Annotated in this window: 23 protein-coding genes; 7 read left to right on the top strand and 16 right to left on the bottom strand. The window is 64.5% G+C overall.

Features of this window, described 5'->3' with window-relative positions; genetic code table 11:
- Positions 1–21: 21 nt before the first annotated feature.
- Positions 22–1,677 carry a fumarate hydratase gene (locus IVA93_RS13140; protein WP_247789822.1) on the bottom strand — a complete coding sequence of 552 codons (1,656 nt, stop codon included), beginning with the start codon at positions 1,675–1,677 and terminating at the stop codon, positions 22–24.
- A gap of 247 nt (positions 1,678–1,924) precedes the next feature.
- Between IVA93_RS13140 and IVA93_RS13135 the strand changes: the two genes are divergently transcribed.
- The 3 genes from IVA93_RS13135 (at position 1,925) to IVA93_RS13125 (ending at position 3,642) form a co-directional block, all read left to right on the top strand.
- Positions 1,925–2,398, top strand: a complete 474-nt coding sequence (locus tag IVA93_RS13135; RefSeq protein ID WP_026233168.1) for a hypothetical protein — start codon at positions 1,925–1,927, stop codon at positions 2,396–2,398.
- Positions 2,399–2,680: 282 nt separating this feature from the next.
- Positions 2,681–2,854, top strand: coding sequence for a hypothetical protein (locus IVA93_RS13130; RefSeq protein ID WP_018456406.1), 174 nt, complete (start codon positions 2,681–2,683; stop codon positions 2,852–2,854).
- Between the two features lie 113 nt (positions 2,855–2,967).
- Entirely contained in the window at positions 2,968–3,642 is a 675-nt protein-coding gene (locus IVA93_RS13125) for a methyltransferase family protein (RefSeq protein WP_247486166.1), read from the top strand.
- Between the two features lie 40 nt (positions 3,643–3,682).
- On the opposite strand, the gene IVA93_RS13120 is transcribed toward IVA93_RS13125, so the two are convergent.
- From IVA93_RS13120 to flgB, 10 genes are all read right to left on the bottom strand, one after another.
- Positions 3,683–4,390, bottom strand: coding sequence for a glutathione S-transferase (locus IVA93_RS13120; protein WP_018456408.1), 708 nt, complete (start codon positions 4,388–4,390; stop codon positions 3,683–3,685).
- Positions 4,391–4,468: 78 nt separating this feature from the next.
- Entirely contained in the window at positions 4,469–5,149 is a 681-nt protein-coding gene (locus IVA93_RS13115; RefSeq protein ID WP_247337289.1) for a lectin, read from the bottom strand.
- Positions 5,150–5,290: 141 nt separating this feature from the next.
- Complete coding sequence (locus IVA93_RS13110; protein ID WP_247789821.1) at positions 5,291–6,298, bottom strand: Tim44 domain-containing protein; 1,008 nt, start codon at positions 6,296–6,298, stop codon at positions 5,291–5,293.
- 205 nt (positions 6,299–6,503) lie between these two features.
- Positions 6,504–9,086 (bottom strand): cell cycle histidine kinase CckA, encoded by a 2,583-nt coding sequence (gene cckA, locus IVA93_RS13105; RefSeq protein WP_085358951.1) that lies wholly within the window; start codon positions 9,084–9,086, stop codon positions 6,504–6,506.
- A 154-nt stretch (positions 9,087–9,240) separates the two neighbouring features.
- Entirely contained in the window at positions 9,241–10,320 is a 1,080-nt protein-coding gene (gene flhB / locus IVA93_RS13100; protein ID WP_085358953.1) for a flagellar biosynthesis protein FlhB, read from the bottom strand.
- Positions 10,321–10,330: 10 nt separating this feature from the next.
- Positions 10,331–11,101 (bottom strand): flagellar biosynthetic protein FliR, encoded by a 771-nt coding sequence (gene fliR, locus IVA93_RS13095; RefSeq protein ID WP_007612283.1) that lies wholly within the window; start codon positions 11,099–11,101, stop codon positions 10,331–10,333.
- Between the two features lie 17 nt (positions 11,102–11,118).
- Positions 11,119–11,382 carry a flagellar biosynthesis protein FliQ gene (fliQ, locus tag IVA93_RS13090; protein ID WP_007612284.1) on the bottom strand — a complete coding sequence of 88 codons (264 nt, stop codon included), beginning with the start codon at positions 11,380–11,382 and terminating at the stop codon, positions 11,119–11,121.
- A gap of 63 nt (positions 11,383–11,445) precedes the next feature.
- Complete coding sequence (gene fliE, locus IVA93_RS13085) at positions 11,446–11,754, bottom strand: flagellar hook-basal body complex protein FliE (RefSeq protein ID WP_007612285.1); 309 nt, start codon at positions 11,752–11,754, stop codon at positions 11,446–11,448.
- Between the two features lie 16 nt (positions 11,755–11,770).
- On the bottom strand, positions 11,771–12,196 hold the full coding sequence (gene flgC / locus IVA93_RS13080; RefSeq protein ID WP_007602149.1) for a flagellar basal body rod protein FlgC: 426 nt from the start codon (positions 12,194–12,196) through the stop codon (positions 11,771–11,773).
- A gap of 18 nt (positions 12,197–12,214) precedes the next feature.
- Positions 12,215–12,619, bottom strand: a complete 405-nt coding sequence (gene flgB, locus IVA93_RS13075) for a flagellar basal body rod protein FlgB (RefSeq protein WP_018456413.1) — start codon at positions 12,617–12,619, stop codon at positions 12,215–12,217.
- Positions 12,620–12,966: 347 nt separating this feature from the next.
- Between flgB and IVA93_RS13070 the strand changes: the two genes are divergently transcribed.
- The 3 genes from IVA93_RS13070 (at position 12,967) to IVA93_RS13060 (ending at position 16,098) form a co-directional block, all read left to right on the top strand.
- Positions 12,967–13,938, top strand: coding sequence for a flagellar biosynthetic protein FliO (locus IVA93_RS13070; RefSeq protein WP_085358955.1), 972 nt, complete (start codon positions 12,967–12,969; stop codon positions 13,936–13,938).
- Positions 13,935–14,696 (top strand): flagellar type III secretion system pore protein FliP, encoded by a 762-nt coding sequence (fliP, locus tag IVA93_RS13065; protein WP_247789820.1) that lies wholly within the window; start codon positions 13,935–13,937, stop codon positions 14,694–14,696. Before IVA93_RS13070 ends, fliP begins: the two co-directional genes overlap by 4 nt.
- Positions 14,697–14,892: 196 nt before the next feature.
- Entirely contained in the window at positions 14,893–16,098 is a 1,206-nt protein-coding gene (locus IVA93_RS13060; RefSeq protein WP_018456416.1) for a multidrug effflux MFS transporter, read from the top strand.
- Between the two features lie 276 nt (positions 16,099–16,374).
- Here the strand turns inward: IVA93_RS13060 and IVA93_RS13055 are convergent, their stop codons facing one another.
- The 5 genes from IVA93_RS13055 to fliL all read right to left on the bottom strand — a co-directional run bounded on the left by IVA93_RS13055 (position 16,375) and on the right by fliL (position 23,157).
- Positions 16,375–20,121: a tetratricopeptide repeat protein gene (locus IVA93_RS13055; protein WP_247789819.1), complete on the bottom strand. Its 3,747-nt coding sequence runs from the start codon at positions 20,119–20,121 to the stop codon at positions 16,375–16,377.
- Positions 20,122–20,223: 102 nt separating this feature from the next.
- Complete coding sequence (locus IVA93_RS13050) at positions 20,224–20,982, bottom strand: MotE family protein (protein ID WP_018456418.1); 759 nt, start codon at positions 20,980–20,982, stop codon at positions 20,224–20,226.
- Between the two features lie 9 nt (positions 20,983–20,991).
- A complete protein-coding gene (locus tag IVA93_RS13045; RefSeq protein WP_026233172.1) occupies positions 20,992–21,438 on the bottom strand; it encodes a DUF6468 domain-containing protein in 447 nt (148 codons plus the stop codon).
- The gene (gene fliM, locus IVA93_RS13040; RefSeq protein ID WP_018456420.1) at positions 21,435–22,637 is read right to left on the bottom strand and encodes a flagellar motor switch protein FliM; all 1,203 of its coding nucleotides are present in this window, start codon (positions 22,635–22,637) and stop codon (positions 21,435–21,437) included. Before fliM ends, IVA93_RS13045 begins: the two co-directional genes overlap by 4 nt.
- Positions 22,638–22,656: 19 nt before the next feature.
- Complete coding sequence (fliL, locus tag IVA93_RS13035; protein ID WP_007602133.1) at positions 22,657–23,157, bottom strand: flagellar basal body-associated protein FliL; 501 nt, start codon at positions 23,155–23,157, stop codon at positions 22,657–22,659.
- A gap of 379 nt (positions 23,158–23,536) precedes the next feature.
- On the opposite strand from fliL, the gene flgF reads away from it, so the two are divergent.
- Positions 23,537–24,298, top strand: a complete 762-nt coding sequence (flgF, locus tag IVA93_RS13030) for a flagellar basal-body rod protein FlgF (RefSeq protein ID WP_085349414.1) — start codon at positions 23,537–23,539, stop codon at positions 24,296–24,298.
- The last annotated feature ends 9 nt before the right edge of the window (positions 24,299–24,307 follow it).

The following is a 24,307-nucleotide window of genomic DNA, read 5'->3' as shown; positions in this document are numbered from 1 at the left end:
CGGAAGGACGCCAGGACCTGGCTAGCCGAGATTCAACTCCTTGAAGAAGTCATTGCCCTTGTCGTCGATGATGATGAACGCCGGGAAGTCGACGACCTCGATGCGCCAAATCGCTTCCATGCCGAGCTCGGGATATTCGAGCACCTCGACTTTCTTGATGCAGTGCTCGGCAAGATTCGCCGCGGCGCCGCCGACCGAGCCGAGATAGAAGCCGCCATATTTCTTGCAGGCCTCACGCACGGCTGGCGCGCGGTTGCCCTTGGCGACCATCACCATCGAGCCGCCGGCGGCCTGGAACTGATCGACAAAGGAATCCATACGGCCCGCAGTGGTCGGGCCGAACGCACCGGAGGCATAGCCCTCGGGCGTCTTGGCCGGGCCCGCGTAATAGACCGGATGGTTCTTGAAATAGTCCGGCAGCGGCTCGCCCTTGTCGAGCCGCTCGCGCAGCTTGGCATGCGCGGAATCGCGCGCGACGATCATGGTGCCGGTCATCGATACCCGCGTCTTGGTCGGGCACTTCGAGAACGTGGCAAGGATATCCTTCATCGGCTGGTTGAGGTCGATCTTGACGACCTCGCCGCCGAGCGACTGCTCGACCTCAGGCAGATACTGCGCCGGGTTGTGCTCGAGCTCCTCGAGATAGACGCCCTCCCTGGTGATCTTGCCGAGCACCTGGCGATCGGCCGAGCAGGACACGCCGAGCCCGATCGGGAGCGAGGCGCCATGACGCGGCATGCGGATCACGCGGACGTCGTGGCAGAAATATTTGCCGCCGAACTGCGCGCCGACGCCGAGCGACTGCGTCATCTTCAGAATTTCCTGCTCCATCTCGAGATCGCGAAACGCGTTGCCGTCGGGCGAGCCGTGGGTCGGCAGCGCGTCGAGATAGCGAGCCGACGCCAGCTTCACCGTCTTCATGCAGAGCTCGGCCGAGGTGCCGCCGATGACGATCGCGAGGTGATAGGGCGGGCACGCCGCGGTGCCCAGCGTCAACACCTTCTCCTTCAGGAAGGCGAGCAGCCGGTCCTTGGTCAGCACCGAGGGCGTCGCCTGGAAGAGGAAGCTCTTGTTGGCGGAGCCGCCGCCCTTCGCCATGAACATAAACTTGTAGGCGTCATCGCCCTCGGCGTAGATCTCGCACTGCGCCGGCATGTTGTTGGCGGTGTTCTTCTCCTCGTACATCGACAGCGGCGCGACCTGCGAGTAGCGCAGATTGCGGCGCAGGTAAGCATCGCGCGCGCCTTCCGACAGTGCCGCCTCGTCGTCACCATCGGTGATGACGTTGCAGCCCTTCTTGCCCATGATGATCGCGGTGCCGGTGTCCTGGCACATCGGCAGCACGCCGCCGGCGGCGATGTTGGCGTTCTTGAGGAAGTCCAGCGCGACGAACTTGTCGTTCGGGCTCGCCTCGCTATCCTCCAGGATCGCGCGGAGCTGCTTCAGATGACCCGGCCGCAGATAGTGGTTGATGTCGCCAAAGGCCGCTTCCGACAATGCCCGCAGCGCCTCACGCGACACCACCAGCATGTCTTTCCCCAGGACCTTCTCGACCCGCACGCCCTCGGCCGTGATCTTCTTGTAGGGGGTCTCGTCCTTACCCAGCGGAAACAGCGGCGTGTGCTTGTAGGGCGGAACGGGCTTTGCGGGGTCGGGGAAAGTGGTGGGAGCGTTCATGGGCGGGAATCTCGGGGTTTTGGAGCCCTCGCATGGGCCCCTTTCATAGAAGCGTTCTAAGCTTTTTTGCCGCAAAGGGAAGGCGCTCTGGTGCGGTCGGGGCATCCCGATTCGACGGCACGGCGACCTATTTTCGGCGGCTGTCGGCGGACACCATGCTCTCATGATGCCGGTGAAGACCCTGGGTGCACCCCTTGCGCTACGCGCGGGACGACGGTTGAATGCGCCCGCTAAGGGGCTTTTCATCATGACATTGAACTTGCACGTCCGCGGCGCGATCCTGGTCGCCGCCGCCATCACCGGCCTTGTGACCATCGCCTCGCCCGCCCGCGCGGACCGCTGCGATGACAGCGCCAAGGAGCTGGCGAACCAGGTCGATCGCCTCAAGGTGAATTTCCGCGCCGCCAACGTCGTCTACCTGACTCATCCGGCGGCCAAGGAATTGTCCGTGGCTTGCCGTGGCGACAAATATTCGATCGAGCTCTATGCCAAGGGCGATCGCAAGCCCAAGCCGGAGTTCTTTGCGCTGGTGGGGTCGATGGCCGCGATCGTCTTCACCGTGACCAAGGACGATACGACGACGGGCGCGACACGCTGCCTGAAGCGGATGGGGCTCTTGCGCGGCGACAAGATCAGCATGCGTTACCGGCGTCTCAACATGGAATGCGCCCGCACCAAGACGGATGCGTCCATCGCGATCACGCGCGGCAAGGACGAATAGGCGGTCCCCGCGCGGTGTGCGCCTGACAGCACACCGCCCACTACAGACCGTCATTGCGAGCGTAGCGAAGCAATCCAGAATCCCTCCGCGGAGACAGACTGGATTGCTTCGCTGCGCTCGCAATGACGAGGAGAGGTCTGTCCTCTCGCGGAAACAGCGCGTGTGGCGGCACGAAAGCGGCCTCTCCACCGCACCGGATCCCTCGCATTTTAACGATTGGCTTGAAGGAAATTTTGCGTCTCGCGGCGCAGGGTCAATTGTTCCATATGTGAGGATTTGTGGATGAGCGTTTCTACCGTTTCGCCGCCGCCGATCGCGATCGTGGTGCCGAGCTACGACACGACCAAGCAGCAGGACGATCAGACCAAGACCAAGGACAACGACCCGACCTATAAGCCGCCGCCGCCTGCGCCGCTGCCGCCGGGTCAGGGTACTCGGATCGATCAGCTCGCCTGATCAGCCGCGTCGAGATGAAATGCCCGATCCGGTCGATCGGGCTTTTCGCGTGTCCGGCCGCAACTTCGCCGGATAGCGGGACCAATATCGTGCGCGGCTACCCTGAGACCTGCATGATCGCAAGACTCCTGTTGCAGAGCACGATCACCACCGCCGCCATGGGCGCGCTGCTGTTCGCGTCCGCCGGCACCTTGCATTGGCCGTCGGCCTGGGTGTTCCTCGCGACCTCCGCCCTGCTCGGCCCGCTTTGCGGCTGGTGGCTTTACCGGGTCGACCCCGCACTGCTCGCCGAACGTCTGCGGCCGGTCCTGCAAAAGGACCAGCCCGCTGCCGACAAGGTGTTCATGACCATCTTCGTCGTCGCGATGCTGGTCTGGCTGGCGGCGATGGGGCTCGACCGGCGTACGCGGTCCTCCGACATGCCGATGGCGCTGCAGGTGCTCGGCCTCGCCCTGTTCCTGCTCTCGACGCTGTTCATCCTCTGGGTGTTCCGCGAGAACTCGTTCGCGGCGCCCGTGGTGAAGCTGCAAGCCGAGCGCGCGCAGCACGTGATCTCGACGGGGCCTTATGCCCATGTGCGCCATCCCATGTACAGCGGCATGATCCTGTTCTTCGCCGGCGTGCCGCTGCTTCTGGGCTCATGGTGGGGACTTCTGATGGTGCCGCTATTCCTCGTCTTGTTTGCGGGCCGCATTCGCATCGAGGAGCGCACGCTGCGCGAGGGCCTGCCGGGCTATGCCGACTATGTGACGCACGTGCGCTATCGCCTGCTGCCTGGCGTGTGGTGAGCGCGCGCATCACTCTGCTGGGCACTTCCCGCCGGACCGGCTAGCCATCCAACTCGCGGTAGCGGCGGAAGATGCCCTGCTCGTTGAAGGGGATACGGCGCTCGTTTTCGAGATAGGCCTTGATGTTCGGCCGCGCCGCGACGCGGTCGTGCAGCCCAACAAGCCCCGGGATATCTGTCTCGAATGCCTTCATCCGCTTCGGAAACGCATAGCGCAGCCCTGCGACGAGCTGGAACAGCGAGAGATCGACATAGGTCAGCCTGCGGCCGGTGACATAGGCGCCGCCATTGTCCTCAAGGAGCTGATCGAAATAGCCGAGATATTTCGGCACGCGCTCGCCCCAGAAGTCGGCCGTGCGCTTCTTCGCCGGCGGCTTCTGATCTTCGTAGTAGAGCGAGGGCCCGAGCGGATGATGGGTGTCGTGAATCTCGACCACAAAATCGGTGATGGTCAGCTGTAGCTGATGCACCCAGAGTTGACCGGCCTCCGACTTCGGGGCAAGGGCGTGGCGGGCGCCGAGATAGAGCAGGATGTTCGCGGTCTGACCGATGACGAGCTTGCCGGCTTTGAGGAACGGCGGCGCAAAGGGCGGCGTGCCCTTGTGCGCGTCCATCATCTTCATCATCGCAGCTATGCCGCGTGGGCCACGCGCCACGTCGACGTAGGCCGCGCCCGCCTCCTCCAGCGCCAGCCGCACATATTCACCGCGGCCCTGGATCTCGGGCCAATAATAGAGTTCGTATTTCATAGAAGGGGTCCGTGATTGCGTGGTGGCGAGTGTAGCACGCAACCACGAACTCCAAGACGGCGGAGCGAGTTCCGCGTCTCAATTCGACGCGAAGCAATAGAGCAAGCCGTCGCCGCCGGTGCTCTTCAGATCGGCTTGCGAGCAGCCGCCGTCGGGACCGCGCGAGGGATGCGAGCTGTTCCACGATTTCGACGGCTCGTCATCGCGCAGGCCTTGACGATCGGCGTGGCCGACGACCGCCGCGCCTTGCGTGCTCGACGTCCAGTTCTTGCAGGTCTTGTCGTCACCCGCGGGAAATGCGCTGCCGTCGGCTTGCGATCCCGTCAGGATGTCGTGCCGGTTCGGCGTGTCGCTGCGGCCGTTGATGACCTCGCCTTTCTCGCTGAGCGCGGTCTGCTTGGTGAGGTTGTTGGCCGGCCCGTGCAGGTCGGCAACGTCCTTGGCGATCATAGCGCCCTTGGCGTTCTGCCACGGTCCCTTGCCGATGCGGTCACGCGCGTTGACGGCCGGCTTGCCGTCGGCGGCCTGCGTGGAGAGATAAGCGCGCCAGGTCTTACTGCCGGCGCCGCCGGCCTGGGCTAGCTTCTGGCACTGCGCATCGGCGCCCTCCAGGCCGCCGAGATCGGCGCCTTTGCCAGGACCGTTGGAAGTCACGAAGAACGTCATGTCGGCCGACTGCGCCTGCGCCGATGGCGCCGCAAGCAAGGCCGCGGCGAGCGCGAGGCCTAAAATCGTCACGGATCTCTCAATGCGGATCATCCTGTCCTCCATTTGTGGTGTCGTTGGCCGCCAGATTTCAACCCGACGCAGGCCCGCTTATTCCGATGCCGCGATGCGAGGCGCCCAAAGAAAAAGGCGCCGTGCAAGAAGCACGACGCCTTGTTCTCATGTCGTCTGTGGTCAGTTGGTCTGCTGGATCGCCGACAGTTCCCAGGCGCCGCCCGGACGTCGGGCAAAGGTCCAGACTTCGGTGGCCTCGCCCGGCTGCTCGCTGCCGGCGACAATTGCGCCGGTATTGCGGTCGAGCGTCTTGTCAGTCAGCGCGAAGCGCAGCGCCACCGTCGCGTAATCGGTCTCGCCTTCGCGCCAGGATTCCGCGAGGTCGCCCTGCAACAGCTTCACGTCGCTGACCTTGTTGACGACGTTGCGTGCGCGGTTCTGGCCGAGGTCCTGCTCGAAATAAGAGACCATTTCCGGCGTCGCGAGCGTGTGCAGCTTGGCCACGTCCTCGTTGGACCAGGCGGACTGGACGTCGCCGAGCAGGCGCTCGAACGCCTCATAGTCGTCCGGCTTGATCTCGAGCGGCGCGTTGTTGTTGGCGCCGAAGCCGAAGCCGCCGCCAAGACCACCACCAAGACCACTACGGTTGTTCGCCTGCGGTCCGGGACCGGCACTGGCGTCAGCATTGGCATAGGCCGCCTGCGGGGTGTGGCGGCGCTGCCACCAGGACATCGCCAGCCGAACCACGACCACCACGAGTACGATCTGGATGATCAGGCCGATGATCGACGACAGGCCACCGAGGCCGCCGAACAGGCCACCGCCGAACAGCATGCCGAGCAGGCCCGCGCCGAGGAAGCCGGCCGCAAGGCCGCCCATGAAGCCGCCGGCCCGGCCGAACAGGCCGCCGCGCGCGGGCGCAGCTGCGGCCGAATTCATGCCTGCACCCGGCTGGGTGTAGGTGCGGTTGAACTGCGAGGTCGAGCCTGGCGCGGTCGTGGTTGACGGCGGGGCCGAATAGGTGCGCGAACCGCGCGAACCCGACGACATGCCGCCACCGACGCGCGCGTCGGCGGACGAGATCGCCAGCGCAGTCGGCAGCGCAAGCGCCAGCACGACGGCAATCGTCTTGAAGAGACTGCGGGAGCGTTGCGAGAAATTCATGTTGGTGTCCCAGATCCCCGGCATGGGGACGTGCCCCTAAGATGGGCAGCCTTCCGTAAAAAGGAAGCCACTATCGGAACGTGTGACTGCGGCCCTCAGTCGCGGGGATGTGGCAAAAGCCCATCTTTGGCGGCAGCTTGGCCGGGTATGCGAAGGCGCCGCGGTCGCGGGTTACCGGTGGCTTTTGCGACGGGAATTCCGCTTTTCCGTCGTCATTGCGTTGAGGCCCTCACCCCGCCTTCGCCATCGTCTCCTTCACGGCCGCCACGAGCTGGCTCAGCGTGAACGGCTTGGGCAGGAAGTCGAACTGCTGACCTTCGGGCAGGCTCTTCTCGAATGCGTCTTCCGCGTAGCCGGAGACGAAGATGAACTTGATGTCGGGGTTCTTCTCGCGCATCGCCTTGAGCAGCGTCGGGCCGTCCATCTCCGGCATCACGACGTCGGACACGACGAGATCGATTCCGCCGCTCTGCTCTTCCAGCACCTCCAGCGCCTCGACGCCGTTCTCGGCCTCGACCACGGTGTAGCCGCGCGAGCGCAGGCCGCGTGCGTTGAGCGCGCGCAGACCCTCCTCGTCCTCGACCAGGAGGATGGTGCCTTGTCCGGTGAGATCGGTGCGGGGCTTGGCGTCCGCCGCGGACCCGGCGTCCTTCGCGGCACCATTGCTGGCGCCCACGACCGGCGCCGGCTGCTCGACCTGCACCTCCGCCTCGGCATGATGGCGCGGCAGGAAGATCTGGAACGAGGTGCCCTGCCCCGGCTCGGAGTCCACGTAAATGAAGCCACCGGTCTGCTTGACGATGCCGTAGACGGTGGAGAGCCCGAGGCCGGTGCCCTTGCCGACTTCCTTGGTCGAGAAGAACGGCTCGAAGATCTTGTCGCGGATATCGGCGGGGATGCCGGTACCGGTGTCGGCGACCTCGATCCGCACGTAGTCCGCTGCCGGCATGCCTTTGTAGGCCAGCCTGGCCGCTTCTTCGGTGGTGACGTTGGCGGTGCGGATGATCAGCTTGCCGCCGTCGGGCATGGCGTCGCGCGCGTTGACCGCGAGGTTGACGATGACCTGCTCGAACTGGGAGACGTCGACCTTAACCGGCCAGAGATCGCGGCCGTGGATGGTCTCGTGCTTGACCTTCTCGCCGATCAGGCGGCGCAGCAGCATAGCGAGATCGGAGAGCGCATCGCCGAGGTCGAGCACCTGCGGCCGCAGCGTCTGCCGGCGCGAGAACGCCAGCAATTGCCGCACCAGCGTGGCGGCCCGCGTCGCATTCTGCTTGATCTGCATGATGTCCTGGAACGACGGGTCGGTCGGCTTGTGCGCGTTCAGCAGGAAGTCGTTCGCCATCATGATGGCGGAGAGCACGTTGTTGAAGTCGTGGGCGATGCCGCCGGCGAGCTGGCCGACAGTCTCCATCTTCTGCGACTGGTTGATCTGGTTCTCCAGCGCGCGCCGCTCGGTGGTCTCGAGCATGTGCACGATGGCGGCTTCCGCGTCGTTCTCGGCCGCGTCCACCGGCGTGACGAAGAACTGGCCCCAGCGCTCTCTGGTTCCTTCGAGCGCCACTTCGACCGGCGCGACGTCGGCCTGGCCCTCCGCGGCCTGGTTGATAGCCGCGATCAAGAGATGCCGGTCGCGCGAATTGACCGCGCGGAAGATCGACTTGCTGGCGCTGTCGAGCCCCAGCGCCTGCCCGAGCTTGGCGTAGCGCGCATTGGCGCGCACGACATTGCCGCCGCGGTCGACCGTCGCGATCGCCATCGGGGTATGGTCGAAGAAGCGCATGAAGCGCACTTCGGCGGCGCGGTCCGGATCGCTGCGCTCGTCGCGAGCACGGCTGATCACCAGCGTGCGCGACGGCCCCGGCGCGCCGTCGGCGCCGAAGGCGAGCTTGTGATAGAGCCGCACCGGCATAGTCTTGCCGGTGCGCATGCGCAGGTCGATATCAAAGACTTCCGTCTTGACCTCGCCCGGCACCGCCACGATCGCGGTGAGCAGCGAAGCACCATCGCCGGAGACGATGTCGGTGAGCTTCAGCCCGCCCGAGCCGATCTCGGCGAGGTCGTAGTCGAGCCAATTCGCCAGCGTCGCGTTGACGTAAGCGAGTTCGCCGGCCGGATTGACCGAGAAGAAACCGCACGGCGCGTGATCGAGATATTCGATCGCGTGCTGGAGTTCCTGGAACACGTCCTCCTGGCGCTCGCGGTCGCGGGTGATGTCGGCGATCGACCACACCGCGTATCTCGTCTCGCGCTTGCCGGTGCCGAGGGGCCGCACCCGCATGCGCAGCCAGCGGCCCTGGCTGCCGTCATGGCCGGAGATGCGCACCTCTTCCTGCTGCCGCTTGCCTTCGCGCGCGGCTTTCAACAGGCGGAACACCGCTTCGGAGACGTCGGGGTTGCCGATGAAAACGCGTTCCACGGGGCGCACGTCCTGTGGCCCGGCGGCGCCGGTCAGCGTCAGATAGGCCGCATTGGAATAGACCACATGGCCGCGCGGGTCGGTCACGGCGAGGCCGTCGAAGGCGTGGTCGGCGATGCGCCCCATCACGGGATCGTCGAGATTGCGGTCGACGAAGCGGATGATGCCGGCGGCGAAGGCGAACAGGTTGAACAGGCCGACCATGGCCAGCACGGCGAGGATGCCGAGGATATAGGGCTGGGCCTGCGCGCGCCCGAGCGTCATCAACCCCACGGCAACGGCGACGAGGCCGGCGGCCACCAGCAGCACCAGCGCAATGCTGCCCGAGCGCGGCGACGGCTCGTGCGCCGCAACGGGCTCGCGTGTGAGGTCGTGGTCGGTCTCAGCAGTCATCTCAAGCTGGCACAGCCTGTCGGCAGAGAATCAACGCGCTACAGGGCGCGCAGGGTCCTCCCTGCCTGAATCGGACCCGCAGGCGCAAGGGCAGCAGGGGCGAAAGGTACGCTGATTCCCAGATTACGGCCATTTCCAGTACTTTTCAGGGGTTTTATTGCCGGCCGGCACCGAATCCGCTCTTCAGACGCATGACGTAGCCGATGACTTCGGCGACCGCATGGTAGTGCTCGGTCGGGATTTCCTCGTCGATCTCGACGGTGGCGTAGAGCGCGCGGGCGAGCGGCACGTTCTCGACGATCGGGATGTCGTGCTCGCGCGCGATCTCCCGGATCTTGAAAGCGAGGTTGTCGACGCCCTTGGCGACGCAGATCGGCGCCGACATGCCGCGCTCGTAGGACAGCGCGATCGAATAGTGGGTCGGGTTGGTGATGATCACGGAGGCCTTGGGAACCGCCGCCATCATGCGCTTCTTGGAGCGCTGCTGACGCAGCTGCCTCAGCTTGCCCTTGATGTGCGGGTCGCCTTCGGACTGCTTGTACTCTTCCTTGATCTCCTGGAGCGACATCTTCTGCCGCTGGAACCAGCTGCGATACTGGAAGAAATAGTCGCCGATGGCGATGATCGCGAGCGCCGCGACCACCGCGCCGAGCAGATGAATGGTCAGGCTGGTGGAGGCGCCGAGCAGGGCAGCCGGATCGAGCCTGACCATCGCCTCCATGCGATGCCGCTCCGGCCACAGGATCACGGTCATGACCGCGCCGAGCACGATCAGCTTGCCGAGACCCTTGAGGAAGTTCGCCGCCGCTTGCTTGCCGAAGATGCGCTTGAGGCCTTCGGCAGGCGACAGCTTGCTGAACTTGGGCTTGAGGGATTCGGCCGACCAGACCAGTCGGTGCTGCAGCACGTTGCCGGCAATTGCCGCCAGCACCAGCATCAGTAGCGGCACGCCCACCGCCGCCAGCACCGCGACTTCGATCTGCTGCATCAGGGCGAGCAGAGCCCTGCCGTCGGTCTTGATCATCCAGGAATTGGCGAGCAGGTTGCGCATCGGCGCCAACAGCCCGCTGCCGACCGATCCCGAGAAGCTCGAGACGACGAGCGTGGCGCCCGCGATCATGAACCAGGTGTTGATCTCCTGGCTCTTGGCGACGTCACCGCGTTCGAGCGCCTCTTCGAGACGTTTTTGCGTCGGGTCTTCTGTTTGACTCTCTGGATCGTTGTCTTCCGCCATCGATCACCGATCACTTGAGTGGCATCATCTGGTGCATGACACCGATGAAGTAGTCGAGAAAGGTGCCCATCATCGCCGTGAGCACGACGGCAAGCACCAGGAAGCCGGCGAAGATCGACAGCGGCACGCCGACGAAATAGACCTGCATCTGCGGCATCAGCCGCGCCAGCACGCCGAGTCCGATGTTGAAGACGAGGCCGAACACCAGGAACGGTCCGGAAAGTTGCAAGCCCAGGCGGAACGCGGCGGCAAAGGCGCGCGTCGCCAGTGCGGCGACATCGCCGCTCGACACGGTCTCGCCCGGCGCGAAGATCGTGTAGCTGTCGTTCAGCGCCGCGATCACCAGATGATGGCTGTCGGTGGCGAACAGCAATGTCACCCCCAGTATCGTCAGGAAGTTGCCGACCAGCACGCCCTGCTGTCCCTGAGTCGGATCGACCGAAGTGACGAAGCCGAGCCCCATCTGCTGCGCGATCACGGCACCGGCAACCTGCAGCGCCGACAACGTCACCCGCGCGGTCGCTCCCAGCACGATGCCGATCACGATCTCATGCAGCATCAGGACCAGCAGCGGCGCGATCGAGCCCATGTCGACCTGATAGGCATTGCGATGCAGCGGCAGGATGATCAGCGTGAGCAGCAGCGCGATCGACAATTTGATCCGTGTCGGGATATTGGTCTCGCCCAGGCCCGGCAACAGCATCACCATCGCGCCGACCCGGGCAAAGGCGAGCATGAAGGAGGCGGCAAGCGCCGGCAGCAGCGAGACGTCGATGCGCATGATAGGCGCATAGTGCCTCAGCCGCCGATGATTCGCGACGATATCCGCAGCATGTGGGAATGCAGTGCGTCTGCCATGAATGGCAAGGCCAACAGCATTGTGGCAAAGATGGCCAGGATTTTCGGCACGTAGATCAGCGTCTGCTCCTGGATCTGCGTCAGCGCCTGGAACAGCGACACGACGACGCCGACCACGAGGCCGACCACCATCAGGGGCGACGACACGATCACGATCGTCCAGATCGCATCACGCGCGACGTCGAGGGTTTCCGGTCCGGTCATTTCGCAGTTCCTTTATTCAACTCTCATCCCCACCTCTTGATGAGGACACACGAACCAGAAAAATCAGATCGGCATCTTCATGATGTCTTCATAGGCCGCGATCACGCGGTCGCGGACAGAGACCAGCGTGGACACGGCGACGTCGGTATCTGCGACCGCCGTCACCACGTCCATCACGTTGGCCTTCCCGGCGGCCATCGCCACCGTCTGTGCGTCCGATTTACGGCCGGACTCCAGGACGCTGCCGACAGTATCTTTCAGAAGAGAGGCGAAGGACTGCCCGCTCGGCTCGCTGCCCTTGCCGGCACCGCTGTTCTCCAGCACGCGAGCGAGGTTTGCATAGGCGTTGGCGGCAATTGTCGGTGTTGCCATGGTTCAAATGTCCTGTTCAGCTCTTGAGGATGTCGAGGGTGCGCTGGATCATCCGGCGCGTCGCGCTGATGATGTTGAGGTTGGCCTCGTACGACCGCTGCGCGTCGCGCATGTCGGTCATCTCGACCACCGAGTTCACGTTGGGATATTTGACGTTACCGGTCGCATCCGCCGCCGGATTGTTCGGCTCGTATTTGGTGCGGAAATTGGACTGGTCGGGCTTGATCCTGCCGAGGGTGACGACCTGCGCGTCGAGTGTACGGTCGAGCGCCGAGGAGAACGTCGGCACCTTGCGCCGGTAAGGATCGCCGCCGGCGGTCTGCGAGGTCGAATCCGCGTTTGCGATGTTCTCCGAGATCACCCGCATGCGCCCGGCCTGCGCCCGCAGACCGGAGGTCGCGATCGCCATCGAACGGGCAAAGTCGCTGCTGTCATTCGCCATGATGCGCTTCCTCTAGCTCTAGCCTTTGCCGATCGCGGTCTTGAGCAGGTGCAGGCTCTTCGAATAGAGCGAGGTCGCCGCCGCATAGTCCATCTGGTTGCTGGCGGCCTTCATCATCTCCTCTTCGAGATTGACGGCGTTGCCCGCGGGGCGGGTCTCAAAACCCGCATTCTTGTTCTGGTCGAATCCGGAGGCCGCGCCTGACGGCGCCATGTGGGAACCGCTGGTGCGGGCGAGCGCCAAGGGACCCATCGAACCCGTGACGGCGCCGCTCTTGTCCAGCTTCGGCTCGACCAGGTCGCGCGGACGGAATTTGGGCGTGTCGGAATTGGAGACGTTCTCGGACAAGACGCGCTGGCGCTCCTGGTGCCATTGCATCTTGGTGCGAAGCGCCGATAGCACCGGAAGATCGTTGATGGACATCGTTGCGGCTCCTTCCGCCTCTCGGACCAGGTCCGAAGTAGGCAGAATTTGCCGCCTGTATGGTTAACAGCCGGTTAAGGAGGTCGCAGGCAGTTGTCCCCCGGCGGGACACCACTGCGCGTGCCCCGTGATTCTACGCCTCCAAAAGCGGCATTAACCCAACCGCTTGGCGGCGCATTCACAGGTCAAGAAGTCGTTTTGGATCGAGCGATTCATGGGTTATTAAGAGTTGGGGACGGCAAAACTTGCCGTGGGACGTTAAGAAATCGCAGTTTGGGGCAACGTAAGCCGGTGGTTGGCGCATCTGACCACTGGCCCGAGACAAGCGCCATTTGTCGGGGACAAGTATGCAAGGCAGCCCTATCACCTTCATCGTCGCGTTCATCGTCGTTCTGGCGTTGATCGGCGTCGCTGCATGGCTGGTTCGCCGATTCGCCACCAGCCGGCTTGGCGCAAACACCCAGCGCGGCCGGATGCCCCGGCTCGCCGTGATCGATGCCGCCGCGGTCGACGGCCGCCGCCGTCTGGTGCTGGTCCGGCGTGACAATGTCGAGCATCTTCTGATGATCGGTGGCCCCACCGACATCGTCGTCGAACCCAACATCGTGCGCGCAGCACCCGGCCGCGACCAGCTCCCGCAGCGTTCCAATGCCGCCGAGCCGCCGCGTCTTGCGCCGATGCATGATACCAGCAGCTGGGCCGACGAAGCACCGCGGCCCGAGCTGCTCGATCATCCCGAGCCGCAAATGCCCGAGCCGCCACCGCGGCCCGCGCGTCCCTCCTTCGCCGACGAAGTGCGCCGGCCCGCTCCCGGGCTGGCCGAACGCCGCAACGAGCCGCCACTGGCCGGCTTCACCTCCGAGCCGCTCGCGCCGCGCCCCGAGCGCGAGCCGCGTCCCGAACCTATTCCGCCGCGCGTTGCGCGCAACGAACCCCCTCTGATGCCGCGCCCGCCCCGCCAGAGCGAGCCGGTAAAGGCGCCTCCGGTGCGCTCCGAGCGCGTAGCCGCGCCTCCTCCGCCTGTGCCGCAGGCTCCGCCCGTTCCGCCGCCGGCGTCCGCTCCTGGGGGGCCATCGAGCGCCGAGCAGAATCTCGCCGAGATGGCGCAGCGGCTCGAAGCTGCGCTGCGCCGCCCCGCCGGCGAGACGCTTGCCCCACCGGTCGCCCCGGAGCCCCCGGCCGCTCCTCCGCGTGTGGCCCGCAGCGAGCCGCCGGCGCCACCGGCACCTGCCGCAAAGCCGGCTCCGGAAAAGACCAGCTTTGAAAATCTCGAAGACGAGATGGCCTCGTTGCTCGGCCGTCCGAAGCCGTCTTCGTGAGGCTGCCGGCCCTCCCGCGTAGAGTTTTTCTTCTTTCTGTCCTGATCGGCGCGGCTTCGCTCGCGATGCCGGTACATGCGCAGGACATCAGCATCAATCTCGGCGGCGGAGGCGCTGGCGGTGGCGGCGTCACCGAGCGCGCGATCCAGCTGATCGCGCTGCTCACGGTGCTGTCGATCGCCCCGTCGATCCTGATCATGATGACGTCGTTCACGCGCATCGTGGTCGTGCTGTCGCTGCTGCGCACCGCAATGGGCACCGCGACCGCCCCGCCGAACTCGGTGATCATCGCGCTAGCGATGTTCCTCACCTTCTTCGTGATGGGACCCGTCCTGCAAAAATCCTACGACGAAGGCATCCGTCCGCTGGTCGCCAATCAGCTCGGCGTCGAGGACGCGCTCCAGCGCGCCTCCGTCCCCCTGCGCGGCTTCATGCAGAAGAACGTCCGCGAGAAGGACCTCAAGCTGTTCCTGGATCTCTCCGGCGAGCCGCCGCCGGCAACCCCCGACGATCTAGGCTTACGCATCCTCGTCCCCGCCTTCATGATCTCGGAGCTGAAGCGCGCCTTCGAGATCGGCTTTCTGCTGTTCCTTCCCTTCCTGATCATCGACCTCGTCGTCGCGTCCGTGCTGATGTCGATGGGCATGATGATGCTGCCGCCGGCAACGATCTCGCTGCCGTTCAAGCTGATCTTCTTCGTGCTGGTCGACGGCTGGTCGCTGGTGGCAGGCAGTCTGGTGCAGAGTTACGGGGGGTAGCGGTCCTGGGTAGCGGTCAGCGACCCCATCCTCTCTAGCCCGATGCTTGTAGGCGTGCACTTGAGCTTACCAGCGCAAGACGGAAGCCTGCCATCGTCAGCGCGTTCGGCGGCTCGTGACATATCGGAATATGCTCAGGTTGCGCATTCAATGGTCATTGATATGATGGTCATCATCCCTAGATCCGAAGCGGCTTATGACCAGCAACATCGAAAACCATCTACTCGCTCGGGTCGTGCCGCTTGGTCTTCAGGTCGCCGTTCTTGCTGCGTTGTCTGCGAGTGGCACGTTGGCCACCAACATTTTGTTGCCTTCGCTACCGAGTATCGCCGTCGCGGTGGGCGTCACCAGCGCTCAGGTAACGTCAGCTATCACCATATTCCTCGCCATGTTCGCGGTCGGACAACTCGTTGTCGGTCCGTTATCGGATCGTTTCGGCCGGCGCATACCCGTGATGATCGGGTTTGCTGTATTTTTCGCAGGTAGCATATGGTGCGCGTTGGCCAATGATTTGGCGGCACTATTGATTGGTCGCGTTGTGCAGGCCGGTGGCGCATGTGCCACGTCTGTCCTTTCGCGAGCTATCGCAAGAGATCTTTTCCAGGGCGAAAAGCTAGCGCGCGTGCTCACCTTTGTTATGGTTGCGATGGCAGCGGCGCCTGGATTCTCGCCCCTGGTCGGTGGCGCGCTGGATCATTTTTTTGGCTGGCGTTCAGCCTTTGTGTTCGTCGGAATCTTTGCCGTCGTCGCCGCTTCGGCATTTCTTGCGGCTTTCGGAGAAACGCACCACGCGCCACGCGCCGAGTTCAATTCCTCGACGATCGCAAAGAATTACTGGTCGCTATCGACTGACCGCCGTTTCGTGGTTCCTGCCGCAACTGTTAGCCTCATCTTAGGTGCGCTGTTTGCAATGTTTTCGGCGTTGCCGCGTGTCTTGATAGAAGGCCTCGACTTCACACCCATGCAACTCGGCCTGTTCTTCGCAGGCACTGTCATGATCGTCTTTAGTGCCGGCATTATCGCTACCAAAATTGTTCCGCACCTTGGTCTCGACCGATCGATTTGCATCGGTCTCGCGCTGGCCTGTGTCGGCGGCGGCATGGTGTTGCTATTCGCGCTTTTCGACGGGCGCTTTTTGCCATTTCTTGTCGGCGCATGTGTATTCCTGCTGGGCATGGGCATGGTCAATCCGCTCTGCAGCGCGCAAGCTCTTTCGCCATTCGGCGATCGCGCCGGTGCTGCCTCGGCCCTGTTAGGTTTCTGGCAGATGTTGGCCGCGGCGCTAGGCGTATCGCTTGCGGCGGTGATCGCAAGCAACCCCATGATCGGGCTTGGTCTTGTGCTAGTGCTTGCCTCGAGCTTGGGCTCGGCAATTTATCAGGTCCGGGCAAAGCTCAATTAGGCCCGTTAACGTCGCTTGCTGGCCTTAGCGGCTTCCCCTGTTTCTACGCCCTAAGATCGGTTCGCGGAGCATATGTTTCTCACAATGGACCTGGAGCCCTCAGCCGACTAGCACAGGCAAACGGGCCATGTCCGGTCTCAAAGACTGAATGGACAAGGCCTACGTCCTCGCGGACTGATCGGGTTGATGAGTACGCGGGCGATAGTCTTCGGCCCTGCCCGTCACCTGAGAGCTGGCTCACGGGTACCTGTCGCGAGGCCAAGAAGGAGCGGCGTCCTATCGCGTCATCTTGATCTGGCGCACGACGGGGATCGTGGGCAGCGAGCCGGTGTGGTCGGACTCGTCCTTGGCCTGTGGAGAGGCCGGCGCGCGGGCGGTGGCGTCGGGAAAGCGCCGCTTCATCTCGCGCAGGAAGCCGTCGAGCGTGTCGACGCTGGCAGCCAGCTTGGCGATATCGGCAAATTCGGCGCTGGAAGCGCCGGTCGGTTTGCTCGCGATGTCGAAGGCGAGCCGATCGGCGCTCTCGCTCATCAGCGGCGCATATTTCTCGCGGAAGCGCGACATGCCGATCGAGTCGTCGGCGAGCGCATAACCGACGGCGGCGCGGATGATGTCGCTTTTCTCCACCGCGTTGAGCGGCTTGAAGTCACGGAAGCGCTCGCCGTAATAGAGCTCGATCTGCTCGGCGGATTCACGCCAGCGCCGCGCCGCCCAGAAGATATCCGAGCGTAGGCGCAGCACCTCGCGGCCTGTAACGTTGGAGACGATATCGAGCGCAAGATCGTGGCGGCCGACGTCGCTCTGTGCACGCGCCTCCAGCAGCAGGCGTTGCTGCCTGAGCTCGCCTGAGAGGTCGCTGATCCGGCTCGCGCGCAACGCCGTGATCGCCATGTCGGGTCTGCGATTGGCGAGATAGATCATGGAGAGGCGCGCGGCGACTTGCGCACGCGCCGCGCCTTCGAGGCGATGGTCGACCTGGTATTGCAGGAGCTCGGCGGCCTGGTCGAGCAGATCGATCGAGGCGAGACGGTCGGCGAGGCGTCGGATCAGTTCGTCGCCGCGGCGGCCGATCGGCGTCAGCTCACGGAACTCGTAGAACATCCCGAGCGATTCGATCGGCGGCAGCTCGTCGCCCTTGGGTCCCAGGAAGAGCTGCGTAAACAGGTCGGAGGCGAGGTCTTGCGCCTGGCGCGAGGCTTCTGCGTTCGGCTGCAGCTTTGTCGCGGTGCGCGCCGCGGTGAGCGCGTCCCGGTAGCGTCCGTTCTCTGCAAACATCTGCGACAGCATCTGCAGCGTCTTGACCTCAATCGAGTCGCCGCGCCAGGTCATCGAGAGCGTTTCGAGCTCGCGCAACGCGTCTTCCTTGCCGATCTCGTCGCGCTTCTGCCGCAGCGCGACCTCGAGCTGCTTGGCCTCGGCCGCAGCCGGCCGATCGGACGAGCCGACGGCGAACTTGTAGTCGTCGAGCGCGTCCTTGTCGTGGCCGAGCGCCTCGGCAAGCCGGCCGCGCAGCACGGCAAAGCCGGGCGCGGCCTCGGGCGAGACGCCGACCACCTCGAGCTCGCTGCGGCGCTTGGAGGCGCCGGCATAGTCCTTCACCTCGAGCGAAGCGCGCATCGCCTCCATCGTCACGATGCGCTGGATGTCGAGCGGTAGCGAGGCGATGGCGAATTCGACGTTCTTGAACTTCTCGCGCGCGTCCGCCCATTTGCCTTGGCGCGCATAGGCGAGCGCTTTCCAGAGCTGGGAATCGTGGCTGTTGCCGATCACGGGGTTGGCGAGGTCCTTCAGGCCCTGCGCCGGCCGACCGATCAGGATGCTCGCGATCGCATGCATGATCAGCGCACCGCTCTCCTCCTTGTTGAGAGGATCGGCGAGCATCAATTCGGTGACGGCCTTCGCCTCGTGATACATCGCGCGCGACATGTAGAATTGCGCGAGGTCGAGCCGCGGCAGGGAACGCATCGCCGGTTCGAGGTTGGCGATCGCCGTGATCAGCTCGTTCTGGCGCGCTATGAAATTTTCCGACTGGCCCTTGCGCCAACCTTCGGGGCTGAAGACCGGCCGCACTGCGGTCGGCGCGCGCTCGGCCGAGATGTCGACCGGGGACAGCGTTAGCCCGCCCTTTTTGCCGAGGATGACCTTGTCGGCCCCGACCTCGACGCCGACCTCGTCGGAATTCGGCCGGATCGCGATGCCATGCGCGGATTCCAGCAGCGCGAGATCGACGAGGTCCTGCCGCTTGATGAAGCCGCGCACCGGCCGCTGCGCGGTGATGACATAGAGCGTGTCGCCGGCATCGGGATCGGTGAGCTTGTGCAGGAGCCCCGGATTGGCGAAGGGGATCGCGATGTTGGCGAGCGCCGGGTCGGTGATGTTGCGCGAGATCATCAGCGGCAGCGGCGTCGCCTGGATCTTGTCGGCGAGCGTCAAGAGCCAGTTGGTCTGCTTGCCGACCTCCTCGCTCGACAGCGAATAGACCAGCGGCCGGGTGAGACGGATGCGCACCGCCTGTCCCTTCTCGAGCGGGACGCGGCCGACCTCGCCGATCATCGCGCCGCCCTTGGTGCGGATCGCCTCGACGTCGATCGGCTTTGCCGTATCGAACACCAGCCAAACGGTGTCGCCGCGGCGGAACGCCGCCGCAGGGGTTGCGACCTGAAGCGGGAAAGTTACCCGCAGGCCGTCGCTGTCGCGGCGGACATCGACGCTGGCACCAGTCGGCTGCGGCGCAGCGGGCGCCTCTGCTGGCGCGGCCTTGACGGGCTCCTTGACCGGCTCTTTGGCAGCATCCTTCACGACCTCTTGAGCCGCTTCGGCCATGACCGGCTTGGCGGGCGCGACCGCAGCGTCTGCAACTGGCGCGACAGACTTCGAAACTTCCTTGGGCGCTTCCTTGGGCGCTTGCGCAGCGGGCGCGGCTTCGGATGCAGGAGCGGGCACCGATTTCGGCGCTTCAGCGGGCGGCATGGCGGCGGGCGCTTCCGGCTTCACCTCGGGCTTGGCATCGATCCTGGCTTCGCGCGCGATCGTCTCGGACGTCGGCGGCGCGATCTCGCGATGCGCGTCCTTGGGCTTCTCGGCCGCCGGCTTTTCAGGCGCAGGCGCCGGTCCATGAGCGGCGGGCTTGGCCTGCGCGATCGCAGCTTCCGCCGACGTGGCCATCTTGCCCTTGTCCGGCTGGAAGGAGATGTCGACGACGTAGTTCTTCTCGTCGCGGAACGAATGCACGTCGGAATCGCCGATCAGCGCGATCTCGACACTGGTCTGGTCGATGTCGGCCTTCTGCTTGATCGAGGCGACGTTCGGCGGCGCTGCGACGACCGCGTCCGCCAGATCGAAATTCAGGTTGGCGTTGAAGGCGAGCGTGAGCTTCTGTTCATTGAGCACGGAGGATACGCCGACGCCATCCGGCATCTCGAACACGAAGCGGACGAAGGTCGGCTGCACCGACGCGCGCACGCGGATCTGCGGCCGTTTCTTACTCTCCGCCGCGGCGCGCTGGGCGCGCAGCGCGCGTTCGGCGACGCGCGCGCGCTCGGCGAGTTCCTTGACCACGTCCATCGGCAAGCTCGGCGGCGGCCCCTTCCAACCCTCCGGCAAGAGGTCGATGAAGGTACGTTCGCCGGCATTCATGGTGTTGACGGTGACGCGCCGCGCCAGCGACAGGCGGATGGCGCCGCCATCGGGATCGCGGCGGGCGGAGTTGACGTAGTCGGGCGCGCCTTCCGGGACGCGATCGACGGGAACGTCGACTGCCCGGTCGAAACGGATGACGAGAATGGAGCCGGCCGTCGTAACCTCGGAGGGGACGTCCTCCCCGAGCTTGATCACGAGACGGGCAAAGCCGCCGCTGGCCGAGAAAGTCGCCTCGCCCCTGATCGCGTCGGCCGCCCGGACAGGCGCCGTGAAGCCGATCAGCAGGCTGGCTGCCAGCAGCGGCGCCGCGCGGACATGACGCGACAGCCTCCGCGCCAGGGCGCGGGCTCGCGACACAAATCCAGCGGCAGCGTCTCGCGCCATTGGCGGCATTACTTCCGGTTCGACGGTCCACGCCGGCATTGCTGCCGGCCCCTGCCCCAGACTGTAGATTTTGGCAATTAAGGACTTCTTAAGTATGAGCCCTCAATTCGGCTTTTGCGTCGGCTTGCCGTCGATCTTGGGCAGCTCGCCGGCCGAGGCGGACTGATCGCCGCCGCCATTGGCCCTGCGGGCCATCTCGACCGTCAGCCGCTCGGCGGCCTCCGGGGACATCAATCCCATGATGTCCGACATTTTTCGCGGCGCGATCTGCGAGGCGATCTCAATCAGCACGCCCATCTCGAGCCGGTCAAAGACCCGCGCGGCGTCCTTGGGCTTCATGCCCTCATACATGGTGACGAGGCCCTTCATGCGCTGGGCTTCGGCGGCCTTCTGCTCGGCCTGCGTCGCGGAGATACGGGTTTCTACCGCCTTCATCTCCTCGACCTTGTTTTCGATGCGCTTCTCGGCGGATTTCAACAGGCTCTCGCGGATGTCGATCTCGCGCTGGCGGGCCTCGATCTCCTGGCGACGCGACTGCAGGCGTTCCAGGATCGCGCGCTCCGAGGCGGAGATCTGCGGCTGGGCTTCCTCCTTGACCGCGGCGCCTTCGGACTTGGTGTCGGGTGCGGCCGGCTTCGGCGCCTCCTTCGGCGCGCCATGGGTCGAGCCCGTGATATCGGGATCCTCGCGGCTGGCCGGGAAGTTCAGATTCTCCTGCGCCCACGACTTCTTGGTCTGGCTCGGCTTATAGTCGAAGACATAGCCGCCGTTGATCACAAGACCCGTGACCTTCAGCGTGGCCAAGCCAGCGACGGCAACCAGCACGATCGGAATGACGCGGATGTTGCGAAAAGACTTCATACCCTGACTTTATGCCGCAAGACCGTTGGATCGTCGGCGCTCGGAGAAGGCTTCGGCCGCAGCCGCCACCGCCTTCGCCGATGAAGGCTTGGCTGCGGGCGCGGCGACCGTTTCCGGGTTCGTCACGGGGCGCGCGGCGATCGCGATCTTGGACAGGCGCCGCACCACGTTGTCGGCTTCGCCGAGCTGCTTGTAGAGCTGCTCGGACATCTGGGTCGCCGCCGCAAGCTGGCTGCCGAGGTTCTCGTTGACGTCGCGCACGGCGAGCTTCAGCCCGCCGATCGCGCGCTCGGCGATCTCGGTTGCGGTGATCAGCTCGCCGATGACCGCCTTCAGCGAATGCTCGTCCGCCTTCAGCCGCGTCAGTCGCTTGTTGAGCGTGACGCAGTAGACGATGGTCAGCATCAGCAGGATAGCCACCAGCGTCTCGATCGCCATTCCCAGGGAGTGGTTCATGGGGCCTCCATCATCTTGTTCTGCTCGTCGACCTTTTCGAACATCGCAAGTGTCGTACTTGGCTTGCGCAAGGGTTTCGTCACCCGTATCGCGACGCGGTCGCCGACCCGGCCCATGCGTCCTTCGGTGATGGTGACGTCGCCGCAGCGAACGGTGACGCTGGCATCCGCGCGCATGTCCAGCGGCAGCGTGTCCCCGACCTTCAGCCGCATCAGTTGCTTGAGCGGAATGTCGGCTTCGTAGAGCACAGCGTCGACGGAGATCTCGGCCTGGACGATCTCGGTGGCGAAGTGGCCTTCCCAGATCTGGTCGCGGCCGAACTTTTCGCCCATGAACATCTGGAGCAGGACGCCCCGGATCGGCTCGATGGTCGCGTAAGGCAGCAACAGCTCGATGTTGCCGCCGCGATCTTCCATGTCGATGCGCAGCCGCACCAGGATCGCTGCGTTGGCAGGACGGCTGATCGCGGCGAAGCGCGGGTTGGTCTCGAGCCGGTCGATGGTGAAGGTCACCGGCGACAGCGGCCGGAACGCCTGTTCGGCATCGGCCATGACGACTTCGACCAGCCGCTTGACCAACTCTGTCTCGATCGTGGTGTAGGGCCGGCCCTCGATGCGCAGCTGGCTCGAGCCGCGGCGGCCGCCGAGCAGCACGTCGATCATCGAGTAGATCAGGCTGGAATCGACCACGGCCATGCCGAAATTGTCCCACTCTTCGGCCTTGAAGACGGTGAGGACGGCGGGCAGCGGGATCGAGTTCATGTAGTCGCCGAAGCGCACCGAGGTGATGCGGTCGAGCGAGACTTCGACGTTGTCGGAGGTGAAATTGCGTAAGGAGGTCGTCAGCAATCGCACCAGGCGGTCGAAGACGATTTCGAGCATCGGCAGACGCTCGTAGGAGACCATTGCCGAATCGATGATGGCGCGAATGCCGGAATGATCGTCGAGCGTGACGTCGCCGACCGCGAAGCCGAGGAGGTTGTCGATCTCCTCCTGCGACAGCACGCGTTCGCCGGAATTCTTGCCGGCGCCGAGATCGCGGCTGCCATCCTCGACCATGGCCGCCCATTGCAGGGCCATGGTCTCGGATAGTTCGTTTTCGGCAGCAGCCTTCGCGGCCTCAGCGGGATCCTCGGAATCGAGCGAGGCCTCCCATTGGGCGGCAATTGCATCCTGGTCTGGTTGGTCGGTGCCTGCCATGATCCCTAGCCCGTCATGCTCACTGGATCACGACTTCCTTGAACAGCACCGCGCTGACCTGGACCGGAGCCACCGCCGCATTGACGCGCTTGGTCAGCTCTTCCTTGAGGCGGAAGATGCCGGCGGAACCGTTGAGGTCGGAGGAGCGCAGCTCGCGCGCATAGGTCTGGAAGATGTCGGTGATGCGCGGCATCGTCGGCTTGATCGCCTCGACCTGCTTCTCTTCCTTCAGCTCCAGCACGATCTTGAGCTTCAGATATTGCACGCGCTCGCCCGGCGCGCCGGCGAGGTTGACCATGATGTCGGGAACCTCGACGAAAGCCGGCGGCTTCGGCGGAGGCGCCGCCTCGGCGTGATGCTCGTCGTCGCCGTGACGGAAAAAGAAGAACCACGTCGCGGCGCCGCCGCCGAGAACGGCGAGCAGGCCCACCACCATGATCATCAGCTTGAACTTGTTCTTGGGCGGAGCGGCTTCCGCGCCCTCAGCGGCTCCGCCGCCTTCCGCTTCATTCTCTGCCATGATCGCCGCGCTCGCTCATCTCTCAAAAGGGTCGAAAGAGCGAAGCTCCTGGCAGACAGTGACGCGATACAAATGCCCCAGCGCAGTGCTCCTCTTACGCGCAAACGCTACGGTAATAATGGTTAACGGAACCTTTCGATTGGGCCTTCACTAGGAAAAATCTGCCGGGCAAACATGGCTAACAGACCCTTTCTGCCGCCTCCCCGCATCCTCGAAAAACAGACAAGGCATTGAAAGTACATAATTTTCCCGCCTGGCACGAGTTTCGCTGAGAAAGGACCGAGACCCAAGGTTTGGGAGAACCCGAGGTCTCGTTCACGGGATCGGCCGATGCGCTTGGGAGAGCGAGCTGGCAGATCTCACTCAGGGGAGATTTCCGATGCAGAACGCGCTTCTGATCGGCTTGTCACGACAGATGACGTTGGAACGGCAGATGGATGTCATCGCCAACAACGTCGCCAACGCCAACACCAACGGCTTCAAGGCCGATCATTCGCTGTTCGAGGAGTACCTCAACTCGAACGCGCGTGAGGACAATTTCGTCGGCTCCGACCGCCGGGTCTCCTATGTGCAGGACCGCGGCACCTTCCGCGACGTCGGCCAGGGGCCGATGGAGCCGACCAAGAATCCGCTCGACATGGCGATCAGCGGCAACGCCTATTTCGCGGTTCAGGCCAATGGCGCCGAGCGCTACACCCGCGACGGAAAATTCTCGCTCAACAGCACCGGCCAGCTCGTCACCTCCGACGGCAACCTCGTGCTGGGCACCAGCGGCCCGATCACCTTCCAGCCGACCGACCACGACATCAACGTCGCGCCGGACGGCACCGTCACGGTGCTCGAGGGCACGGCCAAAAACGATTCGATCCGCGGCAAGATCCGCATGGCCTCGTTCGACGATCCGGCCAAGCTGACCAAGCTGGGCGCCAACCTTTATGACATCGGCTCCGCGGTCCCGCAGGCCGACACCAAGTCGACCGTGCAGCAGGGCTATGTCGAGAAGTCGAACGTGAACTCGGTCGGTGAGATGAGCCGCATGGTCGAAGTCATGCGCAGCTACACCGCCATCGCCAACCTGCTCCAGCAGCAGAGTGACATGCACAAGTCGGCGATCGAGAAGCTCGCCGACGTTCCGGCCTGATTGAGGGAG

The organism is Bradyrhizobium sp. 155 (assembly GCF_023101105.1).
Lineage (GTDB): Bacteria > Pseudomonadota > Alphaproteobacteria > Rhizobiales > Xanthobacteraceae > Bradyrhizobium > Bradyrhizobium canariense_D.
Note: the sequence above shows the minus strand (reverse complement) of the source record. Positions and strands in the feature narration are given on the sequence as shown.